At 67.7% G+C, this 24,639-nt stretch carries 24 protein-coding genes; 14 read left to right on the forward strand and 10 right to left on the reverse strand.

Features of this window, described 5'->3' with window-relative positions:
- Window positions 1-94: 94 nt before the first annotated feature.
- Entirely contained in the window at window positions 95-661 is a 567-nt protein-coding gene (locus ACKTT0_RS09525) for an SRPBCC family protein (RefSeq protein WP_407849659.1), read from the reverse strand.
- A gap of 49 nt (window positions 662-710) precedes the next feature.
- Complete coding sequence (locus tag ACKTT0_RS09530) at window positions 711-1,982, reverse strand: O-antigen ligase family protein (protein WP_407849660.1); 1,272 nt, start codon at window positions 1,980-1,982, stop codon at window positions 711-713.
- A 386-nt stretch (window positions 1,983-2,368) separates the two neighbouring features.
- On the opposite strand from ACKTT0_RS09530, the gene ACKTT0_RS09535 reads away from it, so the two are divergent.
- The 11 genes from ACKTT0_RS09535 (at window position 2,369) to ACKTT0_RS09585 (ending at window position 14,959) form a co-directional block, all read left to right on the forward strand.
- Entirely contained in the window at window positions 2,369-3,478 is a 1,110-nt protein-coding gene (locus ACKTT0_RS09535) for an MraY family glycosyltransferase (protein ID WP_407849661.1), read from the forward strand.
- A gap of 11 nt (window positions 3,479-3,489) precedes the next feature.
- Window positions 3,490-4,611, forward strand: a complete 1,122-nt coding sequence (locus ACKTT0_RS09540) for a glycosyltransferase family protein (protein ID WP_407849662.1) — start codon at window positions 3,490-3,492, stop codon at window positions 4,609-4,611.
- Window positions 4,601-5,383 carry a glycosyltransferase family 2 protein gene (locus tag ACKTT0_RS09545; RefSeq protein ID WP_407849663.1) on the forward strand — a complete coding sequence of 261 codons (783 nt, stop codon included), beginning with the start codon at window positions 4,601-4,603 and terminating at the stop codon, window positions 5,381-5,383. The genes ACKTT0_RS09540 and ACKTT0_RS09545 overlap by 11 nt, the downstream gene beginning before the upstream one ends.
- A 60-nt stretch (window positions 5,384-5,443) precedes the next feature.
- Window positions 5,444-6,241: an ABC transporter permease gene (locus tag ACKTT0_RS09550; RefSeq protein ID WP_407849664.1), complete on the forward strand. Its 798-nt coding sequence runs from the start codon at window positions 5,444-5,446 to the stop codon at window positions 6,239-6,241.
- A 13-nt stretch (window positions 6,242-6,254) separates the two neighbouring features.
- Window positions 6,255-7,511 (forward strand): ABC transporter ATP-binding protein, encoded by a 1,257-nt coding sequence (locus tag ACKTT0_RS09555; RefSeq protein ID WP_407849665.1) that lies wholly within the window; start codon window positions 6,255-6,257, stop codon window positions 7,509-7,511.
- Between the two features lie 7 nt (window positions 7,512-7,518).
- A complete protein-coding gene (locus ACKTT0_RS09560; protein WP_407849666.1) occupies window positions 7,519-8,937 on the forward strand; it encodes a glycosyltransferase in 1,419 nt (472 codons plus the stop codon).
- 129 nt (window positions 8,938-9,066) lie between these two features.
- Entirely contained in the window at window positions 9,067-10,245 is a 1,179-nt protein-coding gene (locus ACKTT0_RS09565; RefSeq protein WP_407849667.1) for a glycosyltransferase family protein, read from the forward strand.
- A gap of 3 nt (window positions 10,246-10,248) precedes the next feature.
- Window positions 10,249-11,424, forward strand: coding sequence for a UDP-galactopyranose mutase (gene glf, locus ACKTT0_RS09570; RefSeq protein ID WP_407849668.1), 1,176 nt, complete (start codon window positions 10,249-10,251; stop codon window positions 11,422-11,424).
- Window positions 11,424-12,512, forward strand: coding sequence for a glycosyltransferase family 2 protein (locus ACKTT0_RS09575; RefSeq protein ID WP_407849670.1), 1,089 nt, complete (start codon window positions 11,424-11,426; stop codon window positions 12,510-12,512). Before glf ends, ACKTT0_RS09575 begins: the two co-directional genes overlap by 1 nt.
- A 75-nt stretch (window positions 12,513-12,587) precedes the next feature.
- Entirely contained in the window at window positions 12,588-13,610 is a 1,023-nt protein-coding gene (waaC, locus tag ACKTT0_RS09580; protein ID WP_407849671.1) for a lipopolysaccharide heptosyltransferase I, read from the forward strand.
- Between the two features lie 53 nt (window positions 13,611-13,663).
- Window positions 13,664-14,959 (forward strand): 3-deoxy-D-manno-octulosonic acid transferase, encoded by a 1,296-nt coding sequence (locus ACKTT0_RS09585; RefSeq protein WP_407849672.1) that lies wholly within the window; start codon window positions 13,664-13,666, stop codon window positions 14,957-14,959.
- Between the two features lie 18 nt (window positions 14,960-14,977).
- Here the strand turns inward: ACKTT0_RS09585 and ACKTT0_RS09590 are convergent, their stop codons facing one another.
- The 5 genes from ACKTT0_RS09590 to ACKTT0_RS09610 all read right to left on the reverse strand — a co-directional run bounded on the left by ACKTT0_RS09590 (window position 14,978) and on the right by ACKTT0_RS09610 (window position 19,678).
- Window positions 14,978-15,430, reverse strand: coding sequence for a carboxymuconolactone decarboxylase family protein (locus tag ACKTT0_RS09590; RefSeq protein WP_407849673.1), 453 nt, complete (start codon window positions 15,428-15,430; stop codon window positions 14,978-14,980).
- Between the two features lie 87 nt (window positions 15,431-15,517).
- On the reverse strand, window positions 15,518-16,495 hold the full coding sequence (locus tag ACKTT0_RS09595; RefSeq protein WP_407849674.1) for a tripartite tricarboxylate transporter substrate binding protein: 978 nt from the start codon (window positions 16,493-16,495) through the stop codon (window positions 15,518-15,520).
- 58 nt (window positions 16,496-16,553) lie between these two features.
- Complete coding sequence (locus tag ACKTT0_RS09600) at window positions 16,554-17,558, reverse strand: cyclase family protein (RefSeq protein WP_407849675.1); 1,005 nt, start codon at window positions 17,556-17,558, stop codon at window positions 16,554-16,556.
- Between the two features lie 39 nt (window positions 17,559-17,597).
- A complete protein-coding gene (locus ACKTT0_RS09605) occupies window positions 17,598-18,806 on the reverse strand; it encodes a CaiB/BaiF CoA transferase family protein (RefSeq protein WP_407849676.1) in 1,209 nt (402 codons plus the stop codon).
- Between the two features lie 26 nt (window positions 18,807-18,832).
- Window positions 18,833-19,678: an HpcH/HpaI aldolase/citrate lyase family protein gene (locus ACKTT0_RS09610; RefSeq protein WP_407849677.1), complete on the reverse strand. Its 846-nt coding sequence runs from the start codon at window positions 19,676-19,678 to the stop codon at window positions 18,833-18,835.
- 86 nt (window positions 19,679-19,764) lie between these two features.
- Between ACKTT0_RS09610 and ACKTT0_RS09615 the strand changes: the two genes are divergently transcribed.
- The gene (locus tag ACKTT0_RS09615) at window positions 19,765-20,646 is read left to right on the forward strand and encodes a LysR family transcriptional regulator (protein WP_407849678.1); all 882 of its coding nucleotides are present in this window, start codon (window positions 19,765-19,767) and stop codon (window positions 20,644-20,646) included.
- A gap of 44 nt (window positions 20,647-20,690) precedes the next feature.
- Here the strand turns inward: ACKTT0_RS09615 and ACKTT0_RS09620 are convergent, their stop codons facing one another.
- Genes ACKTT0_RS09620 through ACKTT0_RS09630 form a run of 3 tightly spaced genes read right to left on the reverse strand, consistent with a single transcriptional unit; the run spans window position 20,691 to window position 22,505 of the window.
- Window positions 20,691-20,840: a hypothetical protein gene (locus tag ACKTT0_RS09620; protein WP_407849679.1), complete on the reverse strand. Its 150-nt coding sequence runs from the start codon at window positions 20,838-20,840 to the stop codon at window positions 20,691-20,693.
- Window positions 20,841-20,850: 10 nt separating this feature from the next.
- Window positions 20,851-21,657: a type III pantothenate kinase gene (locus ACKTT0_RS09625; protein WP_407849680.1), complete on the reverse strand. Its 807-nt coding sequence runs from the start codon at window positions 21,655-21,657 to the stop codon at window positions 20,851-20,853.
- On the reverse strand, window positions 21,654-22,505 hold the full coding sequence (locus ACKTT0_RS09630) for a biotin--[acetyl-CoA-carboxylase] ligase (RefSeq protein WP_407849681.1): 852 nt from the start codon (window positions 22,503-22,505) through the stop codon (window positions 21,654-21,656). The genes ACKTT0_RS09625 and ACKTT0_RS09630 overlap by 4 nt, the downstream gene beginning before the upstream one ends.
- Window positions 22,506-22,594: 89 nt before the next feature.
- Here ACKTT0_RS09630 and ACKTT0_RS09635 point away from each other — a divergent pair, with 89 nt between their 5' ends.
- Both ACKTT0_RS09635 and ACKTT0_RS09640 read left to right on the forward strand, forming a co-directional pair.
- Window positions 22,595-23,254: an alpha/beta hydrolase gene (locus ACKTT0_RS09635; protein WP_407849682.1), complete on the forward strand. Its 660-nt coding sequence runs from the start codon at window positions 22,595-22,597 to the stop codon at window positions 23,252-23,254.
- A 125-nt stretch (window positions 23,255-23,379) separates the two neighbouring features.
- Window positions 23,380-24,621, forward strand: a complete 1,242-nt coding sequence (locus ACKTT0_RS09640) for a D-alanyl-D-alanine carboxypeptidase family protein (protein ID WP_407849683.1) — start codon at window positions 23,380-23,382, stop codon at window positions 24,619-24,621.
- The last annotated feature ends 18 nt before the right edge of the window (window positions 24,622-24,639 follow it).

The following is a 24,639-nucleotide window of genomic DNA, read 5'->3' on the forward strand; positions in this document are numbered from 1 at the left end:
CGAGCGGGGAGGGTCGGAAGGGGGAGTGTCGGGCGCAGGTGAGGCTGGCGTCGTCATGGCGCCAAGCATATCACCAGCCTGTTAGGGATAACACTTATTTGTAGAAGGCGTGATACCCCAGGATCACCAGCACCACGGCAGCCACCGCCAGCCAGGACCAGCGCGACGCGGCCAGCCCGCGTTCCGGCTCTTCGGGCTCGGGCGGCGGCGCGGTGCGCGGCTGCTTGGCCATGTGGTCGATGAACCCCGCGAAGAACTTGCCGACCAGCTTGCCGCCCGCCTTCATCAGGGCCGGCTCGCCCACCTTGCCGAGCGTGCCGCCGGCCATGGCAGCCACGGTGTAGGCCAGCCGGGTGCCGTGGTCCTTGGGCGACAGGGTGATCTGGGCGGTGCCGATGGCCAGGCAGGCGGTTTCACTCTTGCCTTCGAAGGCCAGCGTACAGCTATGCGGCGGGTTGAGGTCGGAAAGCAGGATCTCGCCTTCGTAGTCGGCATCCATGCCGCCCACCGCGGCGTGGAGGGCCAGTGCGTATTCGGTGGGGCTTCGTCGTTCCACCTTGACGCATCCTGGCAGACATTTCTGCAGCACGTCGGGATCCAGCAGGGCATCCCAGGTCTGGTGCTGCGTGGCGGGAATCCATTGAGCATCGGCAATGCGCATGACAGTCTCCTTGCGAGCCTGTGGACCCTTTTGTCAACCGCTTTGGAACCTATTCTGGCGCTAAATGCCGGGTTTGACTAGGGTTTGGCGCAGACAATGCAGTGAATAGCGCAATCAGGGTGATATACAGGCTGACGGAGCGCATGCCCCGGAACATCAGTTCGGTCAGCCCGAACACGGCAAAGCCCAGGCACACCGCCAGCCCCATGGCGGCCGCGACGCGCTCGGCCCGGGGCACGCGCGCAGCGAGCCGGCGCGCGAACAGCCATGCCGGCGCGAAGTACAGCATCAGCAGCGCCACGCCGCCGGGCAGGCCATAGGTGACCAGCGCCATGAGGATGTCGTTGTGCGGCTCGCCGAAATCGCGCGCCACGTACGGCGACACGGCGCCGGCGGCGGCGCGCTGCTGCAGCGCGTCGCTGAAGCTGGAGCCCCCGCCAATGCCTGACCAGGGGTCGCTTTTGATCATGTGCCACGAGGCGCCCCACAACTGCAGGCGGATGCACATGGAGGTGTCGGCCGTGGGGTCGACCGTCATGCATTGCTGGATTTCGTGGGCGCCCTTGACCACCCGCTCGCGCAGCGCCGGGCTGGACGCGCCGATGGCCAGCGCCAGCGCCCCGATGCCGGCCAGCGCCGCCAGGGCCCGCAGCGGCCGGCGCAGCCATCCGGCCAGCGCCACGCCGATGAGCGCGAACACGGGGATCGCCATCCAGCCGGTGCGGGTCTGGGTCAGCACGAAACCGGCGAATGTGAGCGCCGCCACGGCGATCTTGAGCGCGCGTTCCGTCCGGGGGTGGCGCGTGAACTGCCAGCCGATGCTAAAGACCGCCAGCACGGCCATCAACAGCATCAGGTTGCCATAGCCCACGGCGTTGAACTGAGGCGTGAGGGGACGCTCCAGCGCCGGGCCGGCCAGGTAGCCGACGATCGCCGCGGCCAGCACGCCGGCCGCCAGCGGCCCCCAGGCGGACTGGCGCAGCCGGTCGCGGTCCACCAGCAGGAACGCCGCCGTCAGGCAGGGGAAGCCCAGCGCGATGCGCAACCCGCGCTCTATCTCGGCGCCGCCCCACTCGGCATTGAGCCACTGGCTCAGCAACGCCGCCGCCAGCGGCAGGCACAGGGCGGCGATCAGCCAGCGATAGGGGCGCAGGAGTGCCTGGCGGCGCGGCGCCGGCGTGGCCGCGATAATGATGAGACAGGCGAGCGACAACAGATAGAACAGCCCGCTGCCGCCCCCCATGGTCAGCGTCAGCACGGGCAGCAGGCCCACCAGAACGGTGACCAGCAGGGAAGCGTGGCGTAGAGTGGAATGCGTCATGGAGATGGCCGTCCGGGCCGCTTGCAGCATGGAGGGCTACCTTCTGCCGCCACGAATACTACAAGATAATGCAAATGAAATAAAATCTATCGAATTGCCCTGGATTTGCATCGAGAATACGCAAAGGAGGACGGGCAAGGGTGCAGCTTGAGTTACCGGACGTACCGAATTGGAGACTGCCGCGCCGCTATGGGGGCGTTTTGCCCGGCCAGTATAACCGAGATGACGTAATTTGCCGGCAAATAGGCGCCTGTTTGCCCCTTGTGGGCCGGCGCGCGGACTAACATCTGCGGACCAATCCAGTATCCGGAAACACCACGCAAGGGCGCCAACCCATACAATCCGCCCGGGATCGGCTCCGGGCCGGTTCTTTACACAGCTTCGATATGCAATATCTGTTGACAGCGTTCCTTACTTCGCTGGTGTTCACCGCGCTGATCGTCCGGTGCCGCTTCTGGCACAACGGCCTGACCATCGACTATGAGCTCGACGGCGTACAGAAATACCATGCCAAGCCCGTGCCGCGCATTGGCGGCGTGTCGCTGGTGGTCGCCATGGCGACCACCTGTATGGTGGCGGCCGTGCGCGAACCGCAGGAGCTGCCCGAACTGCTGTTGCTGTTGCTGGCGGCCGCGCCCGCTTTCCTGGGCGGCCTGGCCGAGGACCTGACCAAGAGCGTGCGGGTGCTCACCCGCCTGCTGCTGGCGATGGCGTCCGGGGCCCTGGCCTATTTCCTGCTGGGGGCGGCCGTCACGCGGGTGGACATCATCGGCCTGGACTGGCTGTTGCAGTTCGGCATCATCTCGTTCGTCTTTACCATGGTGGCGATCAGCGGCGCGGCCAATGCCCTGAACATCATCGACGGCTACAACGGCCTGGCGGCGGTGGTGTCGGCGATGATCTTCGCCGGCTTCGCCTATGTCTGTTTCTATGTGGGCGACCGCATGCTGCTGATCGTGGCCCTGGGCATGCTGGGCGGCGTGGTCGGGTTCCTGATCTGGAATTATCCGCGCGGCCACGTCTTCCTGGGCGACGGCGGCGCGTACTTCCTGGGGTTCATGATCGGCGAGCTGTCCGTGCTGCTGCTGGCGCGCCATCCCGAGGTATCGGCCTGGTTCCCGCTGCTGTTGTGCATTTATCCCATCTTCGAGACCTTGTTCTCCATTTATCGCAAGCGCTGGCTGCGCGGCCGCTCGCCCGGCGCGCCGGACGGCGTGCACTTGCACATGCTGATCTACAAGCGCGTGGTGCGCTGGGTGGTGGGCTCGCGCGAGGCGCACCACCTGACCTGGCGCAATTCGCTGACGTCGCCGTACCTGTGGCTGCTGTCGTCGCTCGCGGTGATCCCCGCGGTGCTGTTCTGGCAACTGCCCGTCATGCTGATGGTGTGCGTGGCGGCCTTCTCGGTGACCTACGTGGTGCTGTACCGCCGGCTGGTGTTGTTCCGCATGCCGAAGTGGATGGTGCTGAAAAAGAAAAAGCGCCACAGGGCCTGAGACAGTACGGCATGGTGATTTTCGTACGTTCTTATATTGCCGATCTGGATGCGCGCCTGGGCAAGTATTTCAAGGCGCTGGATACGGACGGCCTGCCGTGGCGCTTCATCGGCTGGAACAAGACCGGCGCGGCCGCCGCGCCGGACTCCCGCTGCGACTATTTCGAGCGCCGCGCGCGGCTAGGCGCGGGCTGGTCGAACGCGGCCGCGCTGCTGCTCTGGAATCTCTACATTCTGCGGCAGTTGGTCCGCCAGCGCGCCCAGGCGCGGGTCGTGCATGCCGTCGATCTCGACTGCGCGCTGGCTTGCTGGCTGTACTGCGCGCTGTTCCGGCGCCGCCTGGTGTTCGACATCTATGACAAATACACCGCGGTGCGCAACATCCGCGGCTGGCCGGGACGCATCCTGGACGCCCTCGAGCGCCGTCTGGCGCTCGGCGCCCCGCTCACGCTGCTGGCCAGCGAAGAACGGCTGGCGCAACACCGCATTCCGGCCGGCCGCGGCAATGTACTGGTGCTGGAGAACGTGCCGCAGGCCGACATGCCGGAGCCGGCGCCCAGCCCGGCGCGGCCGCCCTGGAAGATCGGTTATTTCGGCGTGCTCGAGGCGCGCCATCGCGGCCTGGAGGACCTGCTGGCCGTATGCGCGGGCCGCGACGACGTCGAACTGCACGTCGCCGGCTACGGCGCGCTGCAGGAGGACTTCGCCGCCGCCGCGCGCCGCCATGCCAACGTCTTCTTCCATGGGCCCATGCCCAGCGGGCAGGGGCTGGCGCTGATGGCGGACACCGACATCATCGCGGCTCACTACTATCCTTCCGTGCCCAACCATGCCTACGCCTCGCCCAACAAATACTATGAACACCTGATGCTGGGCCGCGCCCTGGTCACGACCCGCGACACGCCGCCCGGACGCCGGGTCCAGGCGCACGGCACCGGATGGGCCCTGCCGCCAGGGGCCGACGCGCTGCGCCAGTGGCTGGACGGGCTCACCGGCCCGGCGGTACGGCAGGCGGGCGCCCAGGCGCGCGCGCTATGGCGGCAATGCTACGCCTCGTATTTCCAGGAGCATTACTGCGGGGCCTATGTGGCGCGCGTCCGGGCGCTGCTGGAAGGAGCCGCGCATGGCGCATGAGCATCCGCCGGCCGTCTCCATCGTCATGCCGGCGTACAATGCCGGGCGTTTCATCGGCGCGGCGATCGAATCGGTCCTGGCCCAGACCTGCCAGGACTGGGAACTGATCGTCGTCGACGACGCGTCGGCCGACGGAACCGCCGGCCTCGTGCGTGCCTACCAGCAGCGCGATGCGCGCATCCGCTACGAAAGGCAGCCGCGCAACCAGGGCGTCGCGGCGGCCCGCAACCGCGCGCTGGAGCTGGCGCGGGGCCGCTATGTGGCTTTCCTGGACAGCGACGACGCCTGGGAGCCCGCCAAGCTGGCGCGCCAGGTGGACTTCCTGGAGCAGTCCGGCGCGGCCATTTCTTATGCGGCCTACCTGCGGGTCGACGAGGAGGGGCGGGTGCTGTCCCGGGTGCGCGTGCCCGCCATGGTCACGTACGCCGATATGCTTACGTCGAACCATATCGGCAACCTGACCGGCATTTTCCGCCGGGCCGAGCTGGCCGACCTGCGGTTCGAGCCGGTGCGCCACGAGGATTATCTGTTCTGGCTGCAGGCCATCGAGCGCGTCGGCGAAGCCCGCGCCACGCCTGCGGACGAACCCCTGGCGCGCTACCGCGCCAGCGCGGGTTCGCTGTCCGGCAACAAGCTGCACGCGGCCGGCTGGCAGTGGCGCATCTACCGGCAGACGCTCGGGTTGTCGGTGGCGCGCAGCGCCTGGTTGTTCGTGTGCTATGCCGTCAATGCGCTGCGCAAGCGGTGCGCATGGTGCGGCATGTTTCAATGACTGGTCACATTCAAGTGGAAGCTAGCGTTCGTGTCTAGGCTATCAAAACATAATCCTTCGTTGCTGTACCTGCTCAAGAGCCTGGGTACCCATCGACAGCTGATCGGCAACCTGGTCAAGCGCGAAGTCATCGGGCGCTATCGCGGTTCGGCCCTGGGCCTGCTGTGGTCGTTCTTCAACCCGGTCCTGATGCTGCTGGTCTATACGTTCGTCTTCAGCGTGGTGTTCAAGGCGCGCTGGCCCGGCGGCAGCGAGTCCAAGGCGGAGTTCGCGCTGGTGCTGTTCGCCGGCCTGATCATCTTCAACCTGTTCGCCGAATGCATCAACCGCGCGCCCTCGCTCATCCTGGGCAACGCCAACTACGTAAAGAAGGTGGTGTTCCCGCTGGAAGTCCTGCCCTGCGTGTCGCTCGGCTCGGCCTTGTTCCATATGCTGATCAGCCTATTGGTATGGCTGATTTTCTACGTGATCCTGTTCGGCGTGCCGCACCCGACCGTGTTGCTGTTTCCGCTGGTCGTGCTGCCGCTGGCGATCATGACGCTGGGCCTGAGCTGGTTCCTGGCCGCGCTGGGCGTGTACTTGCGCGATGTCACGCAGTTCATCGGCATCGTCACCACCGTGCTCATGTTCCTGTCGCCCATCTTCTATTCGGCCGAAATCCTGCCCGAGCGCTATCGCCCCTTCCTGCACATCAGCCCGCTGACGCTGATCATCGAACAGGGGCGCGATGTGCTGTTCTGGGGCAAGCCGATTGCCTGGGACACGTGGACGCTATATATGATCGCCGCGATCGCGGTCGCCATGCTGGGTTTCGCATGGTTCCAGAAAACGAGGAAAGGGTTCGCCGATGTCTTGTGAACGTGTAATTTCGGTGGACAACGTCTCGAAGCGCTTCGAGATGTACGCGCAGCCGCGTGATCGCCTGCTGCAGTTCCTGTCGTTTGGCCGGCGCCAGTATTTCAAGGAATTCTGGGCGCTGCGCGACGTGTCCCTCCATGTCTGCAAAGGCGAAACGGTGGGCATCCTGGGGCGCAACGGCAGCGGCAAGAGCACGCTGCTGCAGATCATTGCGGGCACCCTGTCGCCCACCACGGGTGACGTGGATGTCAAGGGCAAGCTGGCGGCCCTGCTCGAGCTCGGCTCCGGATTCAATCCCGAATTCACTGGCCGCGAGAACGTATACCTGAACGGCTCCGTGCTGGGGTTCTCCAAGGCGCAGATGGATGCCCGCTTCGACGAGATCGCGGCCTTCGCCGATATCGGCGAGCATCTCGACCAGCCCGTCAAGACGTATTCCAGCGGCATGTACGTGAGGCTGGCGTTCGCCGTGCAGGCCTGCGTGCAGCCCGACATCCTGATCGTCGACGAGGCGCTTTCGGTGGGCGACGAGAAGTTCCAGCGCAAGTGCTTCGACTATATCGAAAGCTTGCGCGCCGCTGGCTGCGCCATCCTGATCGTGACGCACTCGACCTCCACGGTGGAGAAATTCTGCCAGCGGGCCGCCTTGCTGCATCGTGGGGAACTGCATGCGCTCGGGCCGGCCAAGGACGTCATCGACCAGTACCATGCGCTGCTGTATTCGGACGAGAAAACGTACCTGCGCTATCTGAATGCCAGCCAGCCGCAACAGGCGGCTGCCGATGCAGAGAGCGCTTCGCCCGCCCAGCAGCCTGAGCAGGCGGCTGAAGATGGCGAAGCGCGGGCCCTCATCAGGGGATGGCAGGCTCGCGATGAGCGAGGCGAGCCTTGCGAGGCCTTCCAGAGCGGGCAAAAGGCCGTGATCACCGTCGATGTCGACGTGTTCGCGCCCATTACAATGCTGCAGGCCGGGCTGCTCATCCGCACTATAGAAGGCGTGTCCGCATTTGGCACCAGCACCATGTATCACGGCGCCAGCTACCCGTCGGCCCAGCGCGGCGACCGCTTGCGGATCGAGTTCGACCTGGACCTGACCCTGGGCGAAGGGACGTACTTTGCAACCCTCGCCATTGCCGAAGAGGTGACGCAGGCGCACATGGAATACCTGGACCGCAAGACGGATGCCATTATTCTGAAGATCAGCCAGCGGCCGTTGCGCGGCGGCGGCATTGCCGCGCTGCGCTCGTCGGTCAGCGTCGCCAAATTGTGAGCGGCTCATGCCATCCTTGTTGATCGTTACCGAACAATTCGATGTCGGCGGCCTGGAGACATACATTCGCGGCCAGGTGCATATCTTGTCGCGCCTGGGCTGGGACGTGTACCTGGCATGCGCTGGCGAGCCTCGACCCGAGCTGCTGCCCACCGAGCTTGCCGGGCAGTGTCGCGGCTTGCCGCTGAGTGCCTCGGCCAGCGCGGCGGATTTGCTGCGCTCGACTCGTACATTGCGCGAGTTCATGCGCGAGCACGCCATCACGCACGTGCACGCCCATCCGTTCATCAGCCTCTTTCCCGCCTTCCTGGCCGCCAAGCTCGAAGGTGTGCCTTATGTGGCGACGCTGCACGGCCCCAGTTCGCTGAGCGCGGGCTACGGGCCGCTCAATGATTTTCTGCTCGGCAGCGTGATATTGACCCACGCCGACCGCGTGATTGCCGTTTCTGAAGAGGTCCGGTCGCTGGCGGCCGCTTATGTAGACGACGACCGGCTCGTCATGCAGCCGAATGCGGTTGATTCGCAGGCTTTTCGCCCGCAGCCGGCGAGTAGCGAGCCGGCCCGCTGGCTGGTGGTCAGCCGCCTGGATCCGTTCAAGATCGTGGGCATCCGCCAGTTCGCCAGCCTGGCGCGCGAGGCCGGCCTGCCGGGTATCGACGTCGTCGGGGAAGGCCCGGCGCAGGCCGTGCTGCAGCAGCAGCTCGCGCAGGACGGCGCGGCGGATTTTGTGCGCTTCCTGGGGGTGCGCGCCGATGTGGTGGAGCTGATGCGCGCCAGCGGTGGCGTGGCGGGCATGGGGCGCGTGCTGCTGGAAGGCCTGGCGGCAGGGCAGCGTTGCTGCCTGGTTGGCTACGATGGGGTGAAGGGCATGGTCGACGACCAACTGTTCGAGGCCGCGGCCGTCGCGAATTTTTCGGGGCGCAGCCTGCCCAGTATTTCCGCCGAAGAATTGCGCGCGCAATTGGCAAGGCATCCCGCAGGCGACGCGGCATTGTGCCGGAAAGTCGGGCAACGCCATGCCGAATCTGCCGTGTGGGAGGCCTTTTCGGAGCGACTCGCCGCCCTGCGCGCGTCGCCGGCGCCGCTGGCGGCCGCGCTGCACGGGCTTATCCAGTCCGAGACCGTGCAGGCGGACGTGGCACCCTATCTGCAATCGGATACGCTGTTCTACGAGATTGGCCGTGTGACGCACGGCGCGCGGCATTTTTCGCCAGCGTTGGCGGCGTCCTACAGCTTCTACTTTCAGCGAGCCCAATGGCGAGCCGGGAAAGAAGAGCTGGCGTCGCTGGCTGTTTCATTGGCGGAGAACCGGCGGCGGATGGACGAGGCGAGCAGCCAGCTCGATGCGTTGCGGCAGGCAGAGCGTGAAAGGGAGGCATCGCAGGGTTGGTGGTCGCGCCTGGCGAAGAAAGGTGCCCGCGATTGATCGCGATGACGGGCGCAGGCTGGCTGGCGATAAGCCTGCCCGCTGTCCGGCGCGAATAATTCGAAGCATGTAATCGCACGGCCTGCGTCGCCGCAGCATGGAGCAGGGCCGGCAAGGATGTGGAATGGAATGAAAAAACTCAAAGGTTTTGCTGTCTCCTGGTTTTTTGCGCCCTATATCGGCTCGGCCGATCTGGATTTTTTCAAGCGCATCAAGGACACGGACATCTCGTATACGGTGGTGCAGGCCGCACGCGACCGGCGTGACGATCAAGTACTGAAATACGCGTCCACCGACATCAAGCGGATCGAGGTCCAGGTAGACCATGCCAATCCGCGCACCGAATCGGCGCGTGCCGCCTTCGTGCGCGCCGTGCTCGACGCCTATACCCAGTCGGGCGAAAAATTCGACTTCATCATTTCGCATTCCAATGAGTTGATCAGCCATGCCGCGGCGGCCGAGATCAAGAAGCTGCACCCGGAACTGCCTTGGATCACCTATTTCGGCGACCTGTTCGTGCGCAACCCGTACGTAACACGGGGCTTCCCGTTGGCGGCCGAAGACCGTGCCATCGAACGGGACACGCTGCGCCAGGCCGATCGCGTCATTCTGAACAACAGCTACCAGCGCGATCTCATGTTCACCGGCGATTTGGCGCCGCTGGTGGACAAGGCCGTGGTCATTCCGCATTGTTTCGACCCGCGGATGTACCCTCAAACGGCAACGCAAAGTAACGACAAGTTCGTTTTTTCCCACCTCGGCATGCTGTACTACATCAAGCGTACGGCTACGCCGGTGCTGCGCGCAGTGGACCGCCTGCTGGAAATCTATCCCGAATATCGCAGCCGGTTCGAAGTGCGATTCTATGGCGCTTCGCCCGGCGCACAGGACCTCCAGCAGCATGCTGCAATGCGCAATTCCAGCCACGTGCGGTTCGAGAAACCCGTGTCTTATGCGGAAAGCCTGCGCCTGATGTGCGAGGCGGATGCCCTGCTGCTGATCGACGGACTATTCTCCCCGGAGGAAGACGGCCTGGACTGCAATCCGTTTTTCCCCGGCAAGTTGACGGACTACATGGGGGCGCGCCGGCCGATCGCGTCGGTCACGATGCCCAAGGGGCCCACTGCCGAAATCATGGCGCGGGCCGGCAATCTGGTCGCGGATGCCCGCATCGACCGCATCGCTTATGTATTGAAACGATACATAGACAAGAAAATCACCCCCGATTATTCGGTTTACAACGAGTACACCGTCGACAAGGTGGCGCCGCAGATGGAAAGCGCGATCCGGTCGGTATTGAAGGTTTGAGATATGAGCAATTACGACGTCATCATCGTGGGCACCGGGTTCGCCGGTTCTATCCTGGCCGAGCGCCTCGCTTCCCAGCAGGGCCGGCGCGTGCTGCTGGTCGAACAGCGCGACCATGTGGCCGGCAACATGTACGACTACCAGGACGAACATGGCGTACGGGTGCACAAGTATGGCCCGCACCTGTTCCGCACCAATAGCCCGCGGGTGCTGGAATACATCTCCCAGTTCACGGGCTGGCACCCGTACCAGCACCGCGTGCTGGCCGACGTGCAGGGCCAGCTGGTGCCCGTGCCCTTCAACCTGACCTCGCTGGAGAAGCTGCTGCCGGACCAGGCGGCCGAATTGAAGGACCTGCTGGTGGGCGAGTTCGGCATGGACGTCAAGGTGCCGGTGTCGGTGCTGCGCAAGCACGGCGACCCGCGCATCCGCGAACTGGGCGACTTCATTTTCCAGAACATCTACCTGAACTACACCACCAAGCAGTGGGGCGACAAGCCCGAGAACCTGGATTTCGAAACGATCACGGCGCGCGTGCCGGTGCATCTGTCGTACGACGACCGGTATTTCCAGGAAAGCCACCAGGCGCTGCCGAAGGATGGCTACACGGCGATGTTCGAGAAAATGCTGGCCCATCCGCTGATCGAGGTGCGCCTGAACACCAAGGCCAGCCAGCTGCTGAGCCTGCAGCCCGATACCGGCGCCGTGCTGTTCGAAGGCCACCCGTTCGAAGGCACCGTGATCTACACCGGTGCCCTGGATGAGCTGTTCGGCTACTGCTATGGCGAGCTGCCGTACCGGTCGCTGCGCTTCGACCTGGAGACGCACGACATGGACTACTACCAGCCGACCGCCACGGTGAACTACCCCAACACCCAGGCCTACACGCGCATTACCGAGTACAAGCACCTGATGGACGCCAAGCCGGCCAAGACGACCATCATGAAGGAGTACCCGCAGGAATACGACCGGCGCGTGCCTTCCAAGAGCATCCCGTATTACCCCATACCCAAGGACAGCAACGCCGAGCTGTACGCCAAGTACCTGAAGCTGGCCGAGTCGTTCAAGAGCCTCAAGCTGGTGGGCCGGCTGGCCGAATACCGCTACTACGACATGAACAACATCATCGAGCGGGCGCTCGATGTCTATGAAAAAGAATTCGCGGGCGGGTCGAAGTAATGCCGAAGGTCAGCGTAGTCGTACCGGTATACAACCTGGAATTCTATGTCGAGCGCTGCCTGGCCTCGCTGGCCCGGCAGACTTGCCAGGACATCGAAGTGCTGGTCGTCAACGATGGCGGCACTGACGACAGCCAGTTGATCATCGATGAATACGTGGCGCAGTACCCCGCCATGTTCAAGTCGTTCATCAAGCCCAATGGCGGGCACGGCGCGGCCTGCAACTACGGCATTGACCGGGCGACCGGCGAGTACATCATCATCGTCGACGGGGACGACTTCCTGGACCCCGATGCGATCGAGTTCATGTACGACAAGGCGCAGGAAACGGGCGCCGATCTGCTGATCGGCAACTTGCGTTATTGCTTCAGCGATCGTACCCAGCCGTTCAAGCCGGTACCGTTCGAAACGGAACGCGAACTATCGGCGGAAGACCGCGATCTGCTGTACCGGAATTGGGCGACACCCTGCGGCCGGATCTATCATCGGTCTGTTTTTGCCGACCCCGACGTGCGGCTGCTGCCGGGAATTTTCTTTGCCGACGCGAACTTCGCGCCCAAGAGCTATCTGGTGGCGAAGAAAATCTACTATGTAGACAAAGAGCTCTATAACTACGACATCACGCGGCCTACGCAGTCGATGCAGCAGACGGACAAGCGCATCCTGAATATCGTTCCCGCGCTGCAGGATATGCTGGCCTTTTATCGCAAGAAAGGGCAGTTCGAGGCCAAGCGCCAGCAGCTCATGTGGTACGTGGGCATGCACTGCGTGGCCTGGATTCAGCGCGTGAAAGGGCTGCATGGTTATCCCAGGCTGCGGGCCCTGCGCGAGATTTTCGCGGTAGCGGACGAGAATTTCGGGGCCGACTGGCTGAAAACCGGCATTGCCTGGGACATCTTCGGGCGCAAGGTGCATCGCGGCGTGAAGATCGCGCGCATGCTGAATTATGTGCCCATCGTCGCGTTCTGGAAGCTGATGGCCGTCCTTGGCAAGCTCGATCGGGGCGTAGAGGCCGTCCTGGCCTTTCCGCTGCGCGCCTATCGCGCCGTGAAGCATCGTGTCCGCGCCCGCATGGGGGCGGTGCTCTGACGCTGGCCGGCCCGGCGGGCGTCCAGGGCGTGTTGTGTTGTACATTTCCTGCTTCTACCGCACCGCCCCGCTTTGATGCCTACTCGCATTCTCATCGTCCGCACATCGTCGCTTGGCGACCTGGTGCACATGCTGCCGGCCATTTCCGACATCGCCCGGCATGTGCCCGACGCCGTGATCGACTGGGTCGCGGAAGAGGCGTTTGCCGAAATCCCCGCCTGGCATCCGGCCGTCCACGAGGTCATCAAGGTGGCGCACCGCCGCTGGCGCAAGGCCTGGTGGTCCGAGCCGGTGAAGGCCGAGCGGAGGGCCCTGGCCGAACGGCTGCGCGCCGTGCAGTATGACGTGGTGCTGGACATGCAGGCCTTGTTGAAATCGGCCTGGCTGGTGCGCCAGACGCGCGGCGTGCGCCATGGGCTGGACTGGCGTTCGGCCCGCGAGCCACTGGCTTCGCTGTTCTACCAGGTACGCCATCGGGTGGAGTTCTGGCAGCCGGCCGTCATCCGCCAGCGCACCCTGGCTGCGCTGGCTTTCGGCTACACCTATAGCGGGCCGCCCGATTTCGGCCTGCAGGCGTTCGCGCGCCAGGCGCAGGCCGAGGCCCGCGCGTGCGCCGCGGCGCCCGAGCAATGCGCGCGTCCGCACCATCACCTGAACACCGATCACGGCTATGCGGTCATCATGCCGTCGGCCAGCCGCGACGACAAGCTCTGGCCGGAAGACGACTGGCGCGCCGTGTTCGCGCGCTTGCGCGAGGCGGGTTGCACGCTGCGCCTGCTGGCCGGCAATGCGCAGGAGGCCGAGCGCGCCCAGGCGCTGGTGGCCGGCCTCGACGGCGCGGAAGTGCTGCCGCGCATGGACCTGACGGCCATCGCCCGCCTGCTGGCCGGCGCGCGCCTGATGGTGGGGCTGGACAGCGGCCTGACACACCTGTCGGCCGCGCTCGGCCGGCCGACCATCGGCATCTACCGCGCCTCCACCCCGGTGCGCACGCCGCTGGTAGGGCCCAGTTTCACCGCCAGCCTGGGCGACCGCGGCGCTCCGCCTTCGCGCGAGGCGGTGCTGGCATCGGTCGACCAGGCCCTGGCGGCCGGCTGACATGAGCCGGCCCGCCGCTTTCCGGGCCGGGCGCCGCCCTGTGGCGCGCTGAGATGCGGCGCGGCGTCTATACCCTGGCTTTATACGCGGCGGCGCCGCTGGCCTGGCTGTGGATGGCGCGGCGCGCCCGGCGGGCTGGCGGCGAGTGGGGCATTTTCTCGGCCGCGCGGTTCGGCCGGGCCGATCCGGCCGCCCCGGCGCCGTTCGCCCGGCCGCCGGTGTGGGTGCATGCCGTCAGCCTGGGGGAAACCCGCGCCGCCCAGCCGCTGGTGCAAGCCTTGCTGGAGCGCGGCTTGCCGGTCTTGTTGACGCACACCACCGCTACCGGCCGGGCGGAAGGGGCGCGCCTGTTCCGGGCGGCGATCGCCGCCGGGCAATTGCGCCAGACCTGGCTGCCGTACGACTTTCCCGCCGCTGCGCGCGGTTTCCTGGCCCGCTATGCGCCGCGCTGCGGCCTGCTGATCGAGCGGGAAGTGTGGCCGAATCTGCTGGCCCAGGCGCGCCGCCTGGGGGTGCCCATGGCGCTGGTCAGCGCCCGTTTCTCGGCCTCGTCGCTGCGCCAGGCGGCGTGGCTGGGGCGCGCGCTGCGCGAGGCGCTGGCGGGCCTGGAGGCAGTGCTGGCGCAGACTCCCGAAGATGCCCGGCGCCTGGAGCAGGCCGGAGCGCGCGCCGTGCAGGTGACGGGCAACCTGAAATTCGACCTGGCCCTGCCGCCGGACCAGGTCCAGGCAGGGCAGGCCTGGCGCCGCGCGCTTGGGCGGCCGGTGGTGGCGGTGGCCAGCACGCGCGAGGGCGAGGAGGCGATGTTTGCCCCGGCCATGCGCGCGCGGGCGGGCGGCGGCCGGCCGGTGCTGTACGTGCTGATTCCCCGGCATCCGCAGCGTTTCGACGAGGCCGGCGCGCAGCTGCGCGCGGCCGGGCTGGCCTATGTGCGGCGCTCCGGGGCGGCGGCGCCGGACGAGGCCTTGCCGCCGGTGGCCGGCGAGGTGGATGCCGTGCTGGGCGATACGCTGGGCGAGATGGCGTTCTACTATGCCGCTGCCGACGTCGCCATCGTGGCCGGCAGTTTCGCGCCGCTGGGCGGACAGAACCTGATCGAGGCCTGCGCGGCCGGCGTGCCGGTAGTGGTGGGGCCGCATACGCACAACTTCAAGCAGGCGGCTGAGGACGCCATCGCCGCCGGCGCCGCGCTGCGCGCACCCGATGCCCAGGCGGCCCTGGACGCCGCGCTGGCGCTGCTGGATGACGACGGGCGCCGCCAGGCCATGGGGCAGGCCGCCCGGCGCTGGGCGGCCGGGCATGCCGGCGCCACCCAGCGTACGCTGGCCGCGCTGGCGCGCTGGTTGTAGGCGTGTGCAGGGCCGGTGTCAGCCGCCGGCGAAGGGGTCCGCCACGCCGGGGTCGGCGGGCTGCAGGGTGTAACCGATGTCCCCGGCGACCTCGCGCAGGATGTCCTGGGCCAGGTTGAAGGCCGTGTTGGCCGCCGGCACGCCGGCGTAGACCGCGTTTTGCAGCAGCACTTCCTTGAGCTCGTCGGGCGTCAGGCGCGAGTCATCGCGGGCGGTGAGCGCGGCGCGCACGTGCAGTTCGAATTCTTCCCAGCGGCCCAGCGCCAGCGTCACGGCCAGCACCATCATGCGGCGCGGCTTGTGCGGCAGGCCCGGGCGGCTCCAGATATCGTGCCACGCGTAGCGGGTGATCAGGTTCTGGTAGTCGGCCGTGAAGGTGGTGGCCCGTGCCAGCGAGCGTTCGACCCAGGCATCGCCCAGCACGGCGCGGCGGTTGGCCAGGCCTTGTTCGAAATCGTCTTTGCGGCTCATGGTGCGCGCTCCGGTGTTGGTGATCGCCACGCCGGCAAGAAAACGGCCGGGGACGCGCCCGGCCGTCCTGCCTGCGCGAGGAGGGCTTCAGTTCACGCTGATGTGGTTGGCCTTGACCACATCCGCCCAGCGGGCTTCTTCGGCGGCGATGAATTTGGCGAAGTCTACCGCGCTCGAGCCCACCGCGGTCAGTCCCAGCTTGGCCAGCTTGTCGCGCGTCTCGGGGCGCGCCAGCGTTTTCTGCACGATGTCCTGCAGCTTGGCGACGACCTCCGGCGGCGTGCCGGCGGGCAGGAAGAAGCCGTTCCATTCGGCGACGTCGAAGCCGTTGATGCCCGCTTCGGCCACGGTCGGCACGTCCGGCAGCTCGGGCATGCGCCGGGCCGACGAGACGGCCAGCGCCTTGAGCTTGCCGCCCGTGACGTAGTTCAGGCTGGACGCGGCGTTGGCGAAGTACACGTCGACCTGGCCGCCCATCACATCGACGATGGCCGGCGCACCGCCCTTGTAGGGCACGTGCAGGACGTCGATGCCGGCGTCTTTCTTCAGCAGTTCGCCGGCCATCTGGGCCAGGCTGCCCGGACCGTACGAGGCATAGGTGTAGCGGCCCGGCTTGGCCTTGGCGGCCTGGATGAAGTCCGGCAGGCTGTTGAACGCCGAGCCGGTTGCCGCCACCAGGATGTTGGGCACGGTCACGGCTTGCGAGACCGGGATGAAATCCTTCTTGGCGTCGTAGGGCAGCTTGCGCAGCACGGGGTTGATGGCGAAGGCCGAGGCATCGTACAGGACGGTGTAGCCGTCCGGCTTGGCGCGCGCGACATAGGCGGCGCCGATCGAGCCGCTGGCGCCGCCCTTGTTCTCGATCACCACGCTCTGGCCGGCCACCGCGCTCATGCCCTCGGCGATGATGCGGGCGGCGTTGTCGGCGCCGCCGCCGGCCGAATACGGCACCACCAGGGTGATCGGCTCGCCCGGATACCCGGCCGCGTGCGCCGGCAGGCCAGCCAGGCCGAGCGCGGCGACGACCGCCAGCGCGCTCCAGCGCCATGTTGTGTTCTTGCTCATGTTTATCCTCCTCCTGTGCGGGGACGTTCAGTGATTTCTCGGTTGTGGCGCGCCGCTGTCAGACGGTCGCGATGGGGTTGACCGGCGCGCCCACCAGTCCGGGGACATGAATGGGCGCGGCGGTCAGGAAAAATGCGTGGCGGCCGTGCTCGCGCAGCCAGCGCGCCAGGGGGGTCAGGTGCCAGAGCTCGCCCAGCGGCAGGCCCAGCTTGACCAGGCACTGCTCGTGCAGCGGCAGGAGCGCTCCCTGGCCGGCGCGCAGGCTGTGGTTGCGCAGTTCCACGGCGTGGTTGTCGGCGGCGATGGCGGCGATCCTGCTGTCCTTGATCCAGGCCAGCAGCGCCGGATCGTCGCCGTCGAGGACCGCGCAACTGGTGCGCAGGCGCTCCTGGTCGGCGTCGTCCAGGCTGAGCGCCAGGTCGGCCAGGCCGGTGTGCAGGCACAGTACGTCGCCGGGCCGCACGCTGACGCTGTCGGCGCGCATGACTGCCATCAGGTCGGCGTGTGAAACCTTGCGCTGGCCGTCGCCGAAGTGCGCGCGCAGGTCGACCAGCACGCCGCGCCCCTGGATGCCATGTTGCGCCATGGGCGCGATCGACAGGTCGCGCGTGCCCGCGAAGCCGTCGGCGCGCGGCTCGCTCACCGTGAAGCCGTTGTAGCCGACCGGCGTTGCCGTGCCGCTGCCGTGCGCATCGAACAGCGTGTTGACATGGCCGAGCGCGTCCCATTGAGTGGAATACTGCGGCGACAGCGTCACGCTGTCGTCGCTGATGACGTCAGTAGCGCCAGGGACGTCGCGCGCCAGCGGGTAACGGTAGACCGGCACGCCGTTCTTGTCGGCCGGCCGGATTACCGGACCCTTGCGCCTGGGGTTGAGCACAGGAGCGCGTGGCACGGTCAGCGGCAGGCTCAGCGAGAAGGACAGTCCTTCGCGTATTTCGGCAATCGCGGCGAGCCGCGCCTGGCGGTCCATGAAATTCAGGGTGCCCAGTTGGTCATCGGGGCCGAAATCCCCCCAGTTCGACCCGTCGGGCCGGCGGCTGTAGCGCGGGGCCTGTTCCATGGTTGGTGTCTCCTGTGTGGTTTTGGTACGGGACCGAGCCTACAGCACCGCTGCTTCCCGGAGCAGCCGCTCGATCTCCGCGTCCGCGTAGCCGAGGCCGGCCAGGATCGCGCGGCTATGCTGGCCCAGGCCCGGCGCGCCGGCCGCGGGAATGGCGGCCGGCGAGGCTTCATCCTGCGCGCCGAAGTGGGCCCACCGGCCCAGCCCCAGGTACTTGCCCGCGTCGGTGTTCTCATATTCGCGCAGGAAGCCCATGGCCTGGACTTGGGCGTGGTCGAACATGTCCTCGACCCGGTTGACGACCGCGCAGGGCACGCTCTGGCCGAAACGCCCGGCCCAGTTGCGCGCGGTATCGGCCGCCAGCGCCTGGCGCACCAGGGGGACCAGCACGGCGGCCTGGGCTGCGCGCTTTTTCACGGTGTCGTAGTCGGGGTGTGCGGCCAGCTCTGGCAAGCCCAGGTGGGCGCACAGCGCTTGCCAGAAATGGGGCGTGTTGGCGGAAATGTACAGGTAGCCCTCGCCGGTGGGATGGATGCCGGTGATGCCGCCCGAGCGCATGTCGCGTTCGATATGCAGGGGTTCGCCTTCGGCGTAGACCAGGCGGGCCGATTGCATCGCCAGCGCGGCGCCCAGCAGCGACACCTCGATGGCCTGGCCGCGGCCGGTGCGCTCGCGCTGGTAGAGCGCGGCGGCCACGCCGTTGGAGATCAGCGCCGCGCCGTAATAGTCGACCACCGAGCCGTACAGGATCTCGGGCGGACCATCCGCCTTGCCCTGCGCCGCGCACATGCCCGTCATCGACTGCAGCACCTGGTCGTAGCCGGCGTGGCGGGCCATCGGCCCCTTCGCGCCGTAGCCCGTCATGGCGCAATAGACCAGGCGGGGATTCAGCGCGGCCAGGGTGGCGTAATCGATGCGCAGCCGCTCGGGCACGCCCGGCCGGAAGTTGTGCACCAGTACATCGGCTTCGCGCACCAGGCGCGTCAGCACGTCGTAGCCGGACGCGTTCTTGAGGTTGAGGCACAGGCCGCGCTTGTTGCGGTTGATGCCCAGGAACGCGCGGCTCTCCGCCGCCAGTGTCGAGGGATACTTGCGCAGGTTGTCGCCTTCCGGGGGCTCGATCTTGATGACTTCCGCGCCCATGTCGCCGAGCAATGCACAGCCATAGGGGCCGGCGATGTAGGCGCTCAGGTCCAGCACTTTGATGCCGGCCAGCGGCAGGCCTTCCGGGGAAACGTGTGGTGTCATGGTCCAGTCTGTGTAAAGAAGTCGGCTCAGGCAGGGCGGCCGGCGGCCAGCAGCACCTCGCGGGCGCGGCGCACGAAGGGGGCGTCGATCATCTTGCCGTCCAGCAGGAACGCGCCCACGCCGGGGTGCACGCGGCTGGCGGCCACGATGCGCTCGGCGGCGTCGATTTCCGCGGCGCTGAAGCCGAAGACGTCGTTGGCGATCGCGACCTGGCTCGGATGGATGCAGGATTTACCCAGCAAGCCGAGGGAGCGGGCCAGTCGCGCCTCGGCGCGGAAGCCCTCCGGGTCGGATACGCGGGCGTAGGCGGCGTCCATGGCAAATTTGCCGGCGGCGCCAGCGGCCAGGCGCAGCGCCAGCATCAGGGCGTGCAGGGTGCGGGGCTGGTAGCGGTCGATGCCGAGCGGCTCGCACAGGTCCGCCAGGCCCAGTTGCAGGCCCGCGACGCGTTCATGGGCGCCTGCCAGCTCGGCCGCGCGCGCCAGCCCGAGCGGGGTCTCGACGTTGACCAGGAAGCCACCCTCGAAGCCGGCCCGCGTGGCCGCGTCGATGGCGGCGCGCACGGCGGCGGCGCTTTCGGTCTTGGGCACATTGAGGATATCGACAGGCAGGCCGGCCAGGGCCGCCACGTCGCCGGCGAAGTGCGGGGTCTCGACCGCGTTGACGCGGACGATAATTTTCTTGGCGTATTGCTTCAGCTGGCTGGCGCGCTGCGGCTCCGCCAGCCAATCTGCGAGGCAGGCCCGCGCCCACTCCTTGCGTTCCGGCGCGACCGCGTCCTCCAGGTCGAACGACAGGGCATCGGCCGCGCTGTTCACGGCCTTGTCGAAGAGTTCCGGGCGCGATGCCGGCACGAACAGCTTGCTTCTCATCGGGGTCTCCAGCCCGGTATTCTGGGCGGGCGCGACCGTGCCAGGGGAAAGGCGGAATGCGATCAGACGATAGAATATCTATCATCATGAACACTGATTTCCTCACCACCCTGGTCGCCGTGGCCCGCCACGGCTCGATGGCGGAGGCCGCCCGCCGGCTGGGCCTGACCCATGGCGCGGTGGCGCAGCAGATCCGCGCGCTGGAGCAGGAGCTGGGGGCGCCGCTGGTGGCGCGCGCCGGCCGCACCGTGCACTTGACCGCCAAGGCGGCCGAGCTGCTGGCGCCCATGCGCGATGTGCTTGAACGCATCGAACAAATCCGCTACCTGGCCCGCTCGGACGAGGTCATGGGCGAGTTGCGGCTGGGCGCGGGCAACACTGCCCTGAATTCAATGGTGCCGGCCATCCTCGAGGAACTGGTGCGGCGCCACCCGCTGGTCAATGTCGAGATCCAGCCGGGGCACTCGGCGCGCTTTTATCCCGCCATCGAGAGCGGCGAGCTGGATGCCGCGATCGCGCTGGAGGCGCCTTACCCGCTGTCCAAAAGCCTGGGCTGGCAACTGCTGCGCGAGGAGCCCTATGTGCTGGCGGCCGCGCCCCGCCACGCTGGCGCGGATCCGCACCGCCTGCTGGCGAGCGAGCCGTTCATCCGTTATCGGCGCAGCGACTGGAGCGGCCGCCACGTGGACGATTATCTGCGCCGCGTCGGCATCACGCCGCGCGACCGGTTCGAGCTGAACGCGATCGAATCGATCGCCGTGATGGTCAGTCGCGACCTGGGGGTGGCCATCCTGCCCCGTTCGACCAACGGCGTCATCGAACGGCTCGGACTGGCCACGCTGGACCTGCCGGCGCCGTGCGAGCCGCGCCGCTTCGGCCTGATCTGGTCGCGCGGCTCGCCGCGGCTGGCGCTGGTCGAGGCGTTCCGCGAAACGGCGGTGGTGCAGTACGCGCGGCTGCCACGCTAGGGGAAACGAGCCGGAAGGGCTTGGCCCCACCCGGCCGCCATGCCTCAGGGGCGGATAATCACGCGCTCGGGGTGCAGTTCCTGGCCCGCGGCGGCATCGCGGCCGGCGTCGTCGGGCCGGCCGCCCAGCCAGCCCTGGCCCAGGGCATAGACCCACAGGTTGGCGACCACGATCAGCACGAAAAGCACACGCATGGGCGAAGGCTCAAAGGGTTTGCGGGTCTGGCTGCGCGGCGAGCAGCGCCAGGCCGTCCAGCACGGGGCGGTCCAGGTAGACGGGCGTGGGAGGGACGCCCGCCGCGCCGCCCGCCTCGGCCAGCAGGCGCTCGGTTTCCTGTTGTACCTCGGGCCAGCCGCCGCCCGCCACATAAATGTCGGCCGGCCGGCCGTAATGCCGGCAAGCGGCCAGCCATTGGCGCGCCACCGCGCCGGCCTGCGCCGCGGCGACGCCGGACGAAATGGCCTGGTGGGTGTCGGTGGGGAAGGCGGTGACCGGGCCGTCGGCCAGCGGCAGGTTGGCCGTGCCGCGCGCCAGCGAGCTGCGCATCAGCGCCGGACCGGGGAGGATCAGGCCGCCGATGAAGACATCGTCGGGGCCGACCGTGTCGAGAGTGGTGGCGGTGCCGAACGAGGCCAGCACGAACGGGGCGTGGTCCCGCGGCAGGCGGCTGCGCACGCCCAGCAGCGATACCAGGCGGTCGGCGCCGAGCTGGGCTGGCTGGGTATAGCGGTTGCGCAGGCCGAGCAGTTCGGCGCGCGAGGTGATCCAGCGCATCGGACAGCCGTGGCGCGCCAGCGCCGCGCCGATGCCCTCGCCGCGCGCCGCGCCGGCCACGTTGACGCCCAGGGCCAGCGCCGGGCGGCGCGCCAGGGTGCCCAGCCAGTCGCCCAGGGCGTCCGGGTCGAGGTTCTCGAAAGCGACGGCGGCGGGCTCGCGCGGGCCATCGGGATGGCCGGGGTCCAGCCAGCCCACTTTGAGGCGGCTATTGCCGGAGTCGATGAGCAGGATCATGCTTGGGCCGTGGTTTGCGGGCGGATGGATACTTCGCCGACCGATACGGGCACCAGGCCCTGGGCGGTCTGCAGCTGCAGGCGGCCCTGGTCGTCCAGGCCTCGCGCGGTGCCGCTGAACAGCACCTTGCCCTGGTCCACCACATTGACGGCGCGTCCCGCCAGGGCGTCGACCGCGTCGAAACGGCGGCCGAAGGCCCCGAAGCCGCTGGTCTCGAGCTCGCGCACCGCCTCGCGCCAGGCGGCGGCGACCGCGCAGATGACGTCGGCGGCGCTCACCGGCCGGCTGCCGGATTGCTCGATGACACAGCTCCAGTCCGCCACGGCGCGGCCCAGCGCCTGCGACAGCGTATCGGCGTCGCGCAGGTTCAGGCCCATGCCGATCACCACCGTGTAGCCGCCCGGCACGTGCGGATCGCGGGTAGATTCGACCAGGACCCCGGCCAGCTTGGCGTCGTGCCATTGCACATCGTTGGGCCACTTGACGCACAGCCCGCCGGCGCCGCCGGCCAGCAGGCGCAGCGCCTCGCAGGCCGCCAGGCCGGCCAGCGGCGACAGCGCGGGCAGGCGGCCGGCCGGCATGCGGACCGGGAATGCGCAGGAGAACATCAGGGCCGCGCCGACGCGGTTCTGCCAGGTGCGGCCGGCCCGCCCGCGGCCGGTCTGCTGCAGGTGGGTGCCTTGCAGCCACGAGCCGGCTCCGGTGCGCGCGCGCGCCAGCAGATTGGCGTTGGTGGAGCCGGTGCTGGCCGTCCAGGCGATGTCCTGGAAGCCGTCCAGCCGCGCGGACAGTTCGCGCGCCAGCGCCTCGGGCGCGGGCAGCTCGGTATGGCGGGCGTCAGTAAGCATGGCGGCGATTGTAAGGGCACCCGCGCCGGGCCGGGCCTTGGCGCGGGTTGGTAACATGCAGTCTACGCGTTTTCCGACAGCTTTCATCCATGCCCGCACGCACCGAAACCGATACCTTCACCGGCGAGGCCGGCCGCATCGATTGCGCCATCGACTGGCCCGCGCAGGCGCCGCGCGGCTGGGCGCTGGTGCTGCATCCCCATTCGTTGCAGGGCGGCGCGCGCGACAACAAGGTCGTCACCACCATCGCGCGCGCCTGCGTGCAGCACGGCCTGGTGGCGGTGCGGCCGGATTTCCGCGGCGTGGGCCAGTCCGAAGGCGAGTTCGACAAGGCGCGCGGCGAAACCCGCGACATGCTGGCCCTGGTGGCGCAAATGCGCGAACGCCATCCCGACCTGGCCGCGGCGCCGTGGGTGCTGGCGGGCTTCTCGTTCGGCACCGCGGTGGCGGCGCAGACCTACGCCGGCCTGGCCGAGGCCGGCGATCCCACGCTGCCCGCCGCGCTGATGCTCATGGGCGCCGCGGTGCAGCGCTTCCAGCAAAGCGAGATCGCGGTGCCGGCCGATACGCTGATGGTGCATGGCGAGCAGGACGACGTGGTGCCGCTGTCGGAAACCCTCGACTGGGCCCGGCCGCGCGACATTCCGGTGGTGGTCGTGCCCGGCGCGTCGCATTTCTTCCACGGCAAGCTGCTGGTGCTGCGCGCGCTGGTGCAGGCGCGGCTCAAGGTCGCGCTCGACCAGGCGTAGCATCGCGTTACCTGCCGGACGCGGCGCGGAACGTTGCCGCGCCGTCGCGGTCCCATCCCCTGCCTATAATGATGCAGCTTTTTGCCCCCCAAGCCGGCGGGCTCTTGATCGTGGACTCTTTGCCGATGAAAAAAAACCGCTCCTTTCCGTCTCCTGTTGCGTTCCCCCGCCGCGCGCTTGCCGGCGCCGTGTTGTCGGCGCTGATGGCGGTTTCCATGCCCGCCTGGGCGCAGCAGCAGCCGGCGGGCCCCGCCACCGCCTCGGCGCCCGCCGCGGCCGTGGCGCCCGTCGCGGAACTGTCGGCGGTGCCGGCGCCCACTATCGCCGCGCGCGCCTGGGTCACCATCGACGTCAACAGCGGCCAGGTGCTGGCATCGTCCAACCCGGACATGCAGATCGAGCCCGCCTCGCTGACCAAGATCATGACCGCCTACGTGGTGTTCAACGCGCTGAAGGAAAAGCGCCTGACGCTCGAGCAGCAGGTGCCGGTGTCCGAGCATGCCTGGCGCACCGGCGGCTCGCGCATGTTCATCGAGCCGCGCAAGCCGGTCACGGTCGACGAGCTCATCCAGGGCATGATCGTGCAGTCGGGCAATGACGCCTCGGTGGCGCTGGCCGAGGCGGTGGGCGGCAGCGAGTCTGCCTTCGCCGCCCTGATGAACCAGGAAGCCGAGCGGCTCGGCATGGCGCATACGCATTTCATGAACGCCACCGGCCTGCCCGATCCGCAGCACATGACCACGGTGGCCGACCTGGCCATCCTGTCGGCGGCGCTGATCAAGGATCACCCCGATTACTACCACTACTACAAGCAGAAAGAGTACACCTACAACAAGATCACGCAGCCCAACCGCAACCGCCTGCTGTGGGCCGATCCGTCCGTGGACGGCATGAAGACCGGCCATACCGAGGCGGCCGGCTACTGCCTGGTGTCGACCGCGCTGCGCGGCGACCGGCGCGTGCTCACGGTGCTGGCCGGGGCCGACAGCGAGGCCACCCGCGCCGAGGAAAGCCTGAAGCTGCTGAACTGGAGCTTCCAGAACTTCGATACGGTCCAGCTGTATGGCCAGAGCCAGCCCGGGCTGGATGCCCGCGTCTGGGAAGGCACGGTCGAGACCGTCAAGCTGGGGCCGCCCAGCCCGGTGTGGCTGACCGTGCCGCGCGGCAAGTCGGCCGAGGTCAAGCCGGTAGCGCAGCGCACCGATCCGCTGGTCGCGCCGCTGTCCAAGGGCCAGCAGGTCGGCACGCTACAGCTCACGCTCGACGGCAAGACGCTGCGCAGCGAGCCGCTGGTGGTGCAGAGCGATGTCGAGCGCGCGGGCTTCTTCGGCCGCCTGGTCGACATGGTCAAGCGCAAGTTCCAATAATCATCCAGTCATTGCGGG

The organism is Bordetella saccharivorans, assembly GCF_045862855.1.
Taxonomy (GTDB): Bacteria; Pseudomonadota; Gammaproteobacteria; order Burkholderiales; family Burkholderiaceae_B; genus Bordetella_A; species Bordetella_A petrii_F.

Coding starts and splice junctions, on each gene's coding strand:
- ACKTT0_RS09605 (WP_407849676.1), bottom strand. CDS start 18,806: ATGACACCACACGTTTCCCCGGAAGGCCTGCCGCTGGCCGGCATCAAA.
- ACKTT0_RS09560 (WP_407849666.1), top strand. CDS start 7,519: ATGCCATCCTTGTTGATCGTTACCGAACAATTCGATGTCGGCGGCCTG.
- glf (WP_407849668.1), top strand. CDS start 10,249: ATGAGCAATTACGACGTCATCATCGTGGGCACCGGGTTCGCCGGTTCT.
- ACKTT0_RS09525 (WP_407849659.1), bottom strand. CDS start 661: ATGCGCATTGCCGATGCTCAATGGATTCCCGCCACGCAGCACCAGACC.
- ACKTT0_RS09600 (WP_407849675.1), bottom strand. CDS start 17,558: ATGGAACAGGCCCCGCGCTACAGCCGCCGGCCCGACGGGTCGAACTGG.
- ACKTT0_RS09630 (WP_407849681.1), bottom strand. CDS start 22,505: ATGCTTACTGACGCCCGCCATACCGAGCTGCCCGCGCCCGAGGCGCTG.
- ACKTT0_RS09595 (WP_407849674.1), bottom strand. CDS start 16,495: ATGAGCAAGAACACAACATGGCGCTGGAGCGCGCTGGCGGTCGTCGCC.
- ACKTT0_RS09530 (WP_407849660.1), bottom strand. CDS start 1,982: ATGACGCATTCCACTCTACGCCACGCTTCCCTGCTGGTCACCGTTCTG.
- ACKTT0_RS09535 (WP_407849661.1), top strand. CDS start 2,369: ATGCAATATCTGTTGACAGCGTTCCTTACTTCGCTGGTGTTCACCGCG.
- ACKTT0_RS09640 (WP_407849683.1), top strand. CDS start 23,380: ATGAAAAAAAACCGCTCCTTTCCGTCTCCTGTTGCGTTCCCCCGCCGC.
- ACKTT0_RS09590 (WP_407849673.1), bottom strand. CDS start 15,430: ATGAGCCGCAAAGACGATTTCGAACAAGGCCTGGCCAACCGCCGCGCC.
- ACKTT0_RS09615 (WP_407849678.1), top strand. CDS start 19,765: ATGAACACTGATTTCCTCACCACCCTGGTCGCCGTGGCCCGCCACGGC.
- ACKTT0_RS09620 (WP_407849679.1), bottom strand. CDS start 20,840: ATGCGTGTGCTTTTCGTGCTGATCGTGGTCGCCAACCTGTGGGTCTAT.
- ACKTT0_RS09565 (WP_407849667.1), top strand. CDS start 9,067: ATGAAAAAACTCAAAGGTTTTGCTGTCTCCTGGTTTTTTGCGCCCTAT.
- ACKTT0_RS09635 (WP_407849682.1), top strand. CDS start 22,595: ATGCCCGCACGCACCGAAACCGATACCTTCACCGGCGAGGCCGGCCGC.
- ACKTT0_RS09575 (WP_407849670.1), top strand. CDS start 11,424: ATGCCGAAGGTCAGCGTAGTCGTACCGGTATACAACCTGGAATTCTAT.
- ACKTT0_RS09625 (WP_407849680.1), bottom strand. CDS start 21,657: ATGATCCTGCTCATCGACTCCGGCAATAGCCGCCTCAAAGTGGGCTGG.
- ACKTT0_RS09585 (WP_407849672.1), top strand. CDS start 13,664: ATGCGGCGCGGCGTCTATACCCTGGCTTTATACGCGGCGGCGCCGCTG.
- ACKTT0_RS09545 (WP_407849663.1), top strand. CDS start 4,601: ATGGCGCATGAGCATCCGCCGGCCGTCTCCATCGTCATGCCGGCGTAC.
- ACKTT0_RS09540 (WP_407849662.1), top strand. CDS start 3,490: ATGGTGATTTTCGTACGTTCTTATATTGCCGATCTGGATGCGCGCCTG.
- ACKTT0_RS09610 (WP_407849677.1), bottom strand. CDS start 19,678: ATGAGAAGCAAGCTGTTCGTGCCGGCATCGCGCCCGGAACTCTTCGAC.
- waaC (WP_407849671.1), top strand. CDS start 12,588: ATGCCTACTCGCATTCTCATCGTCCGCACATCGTCGCTTGGCGACCTG.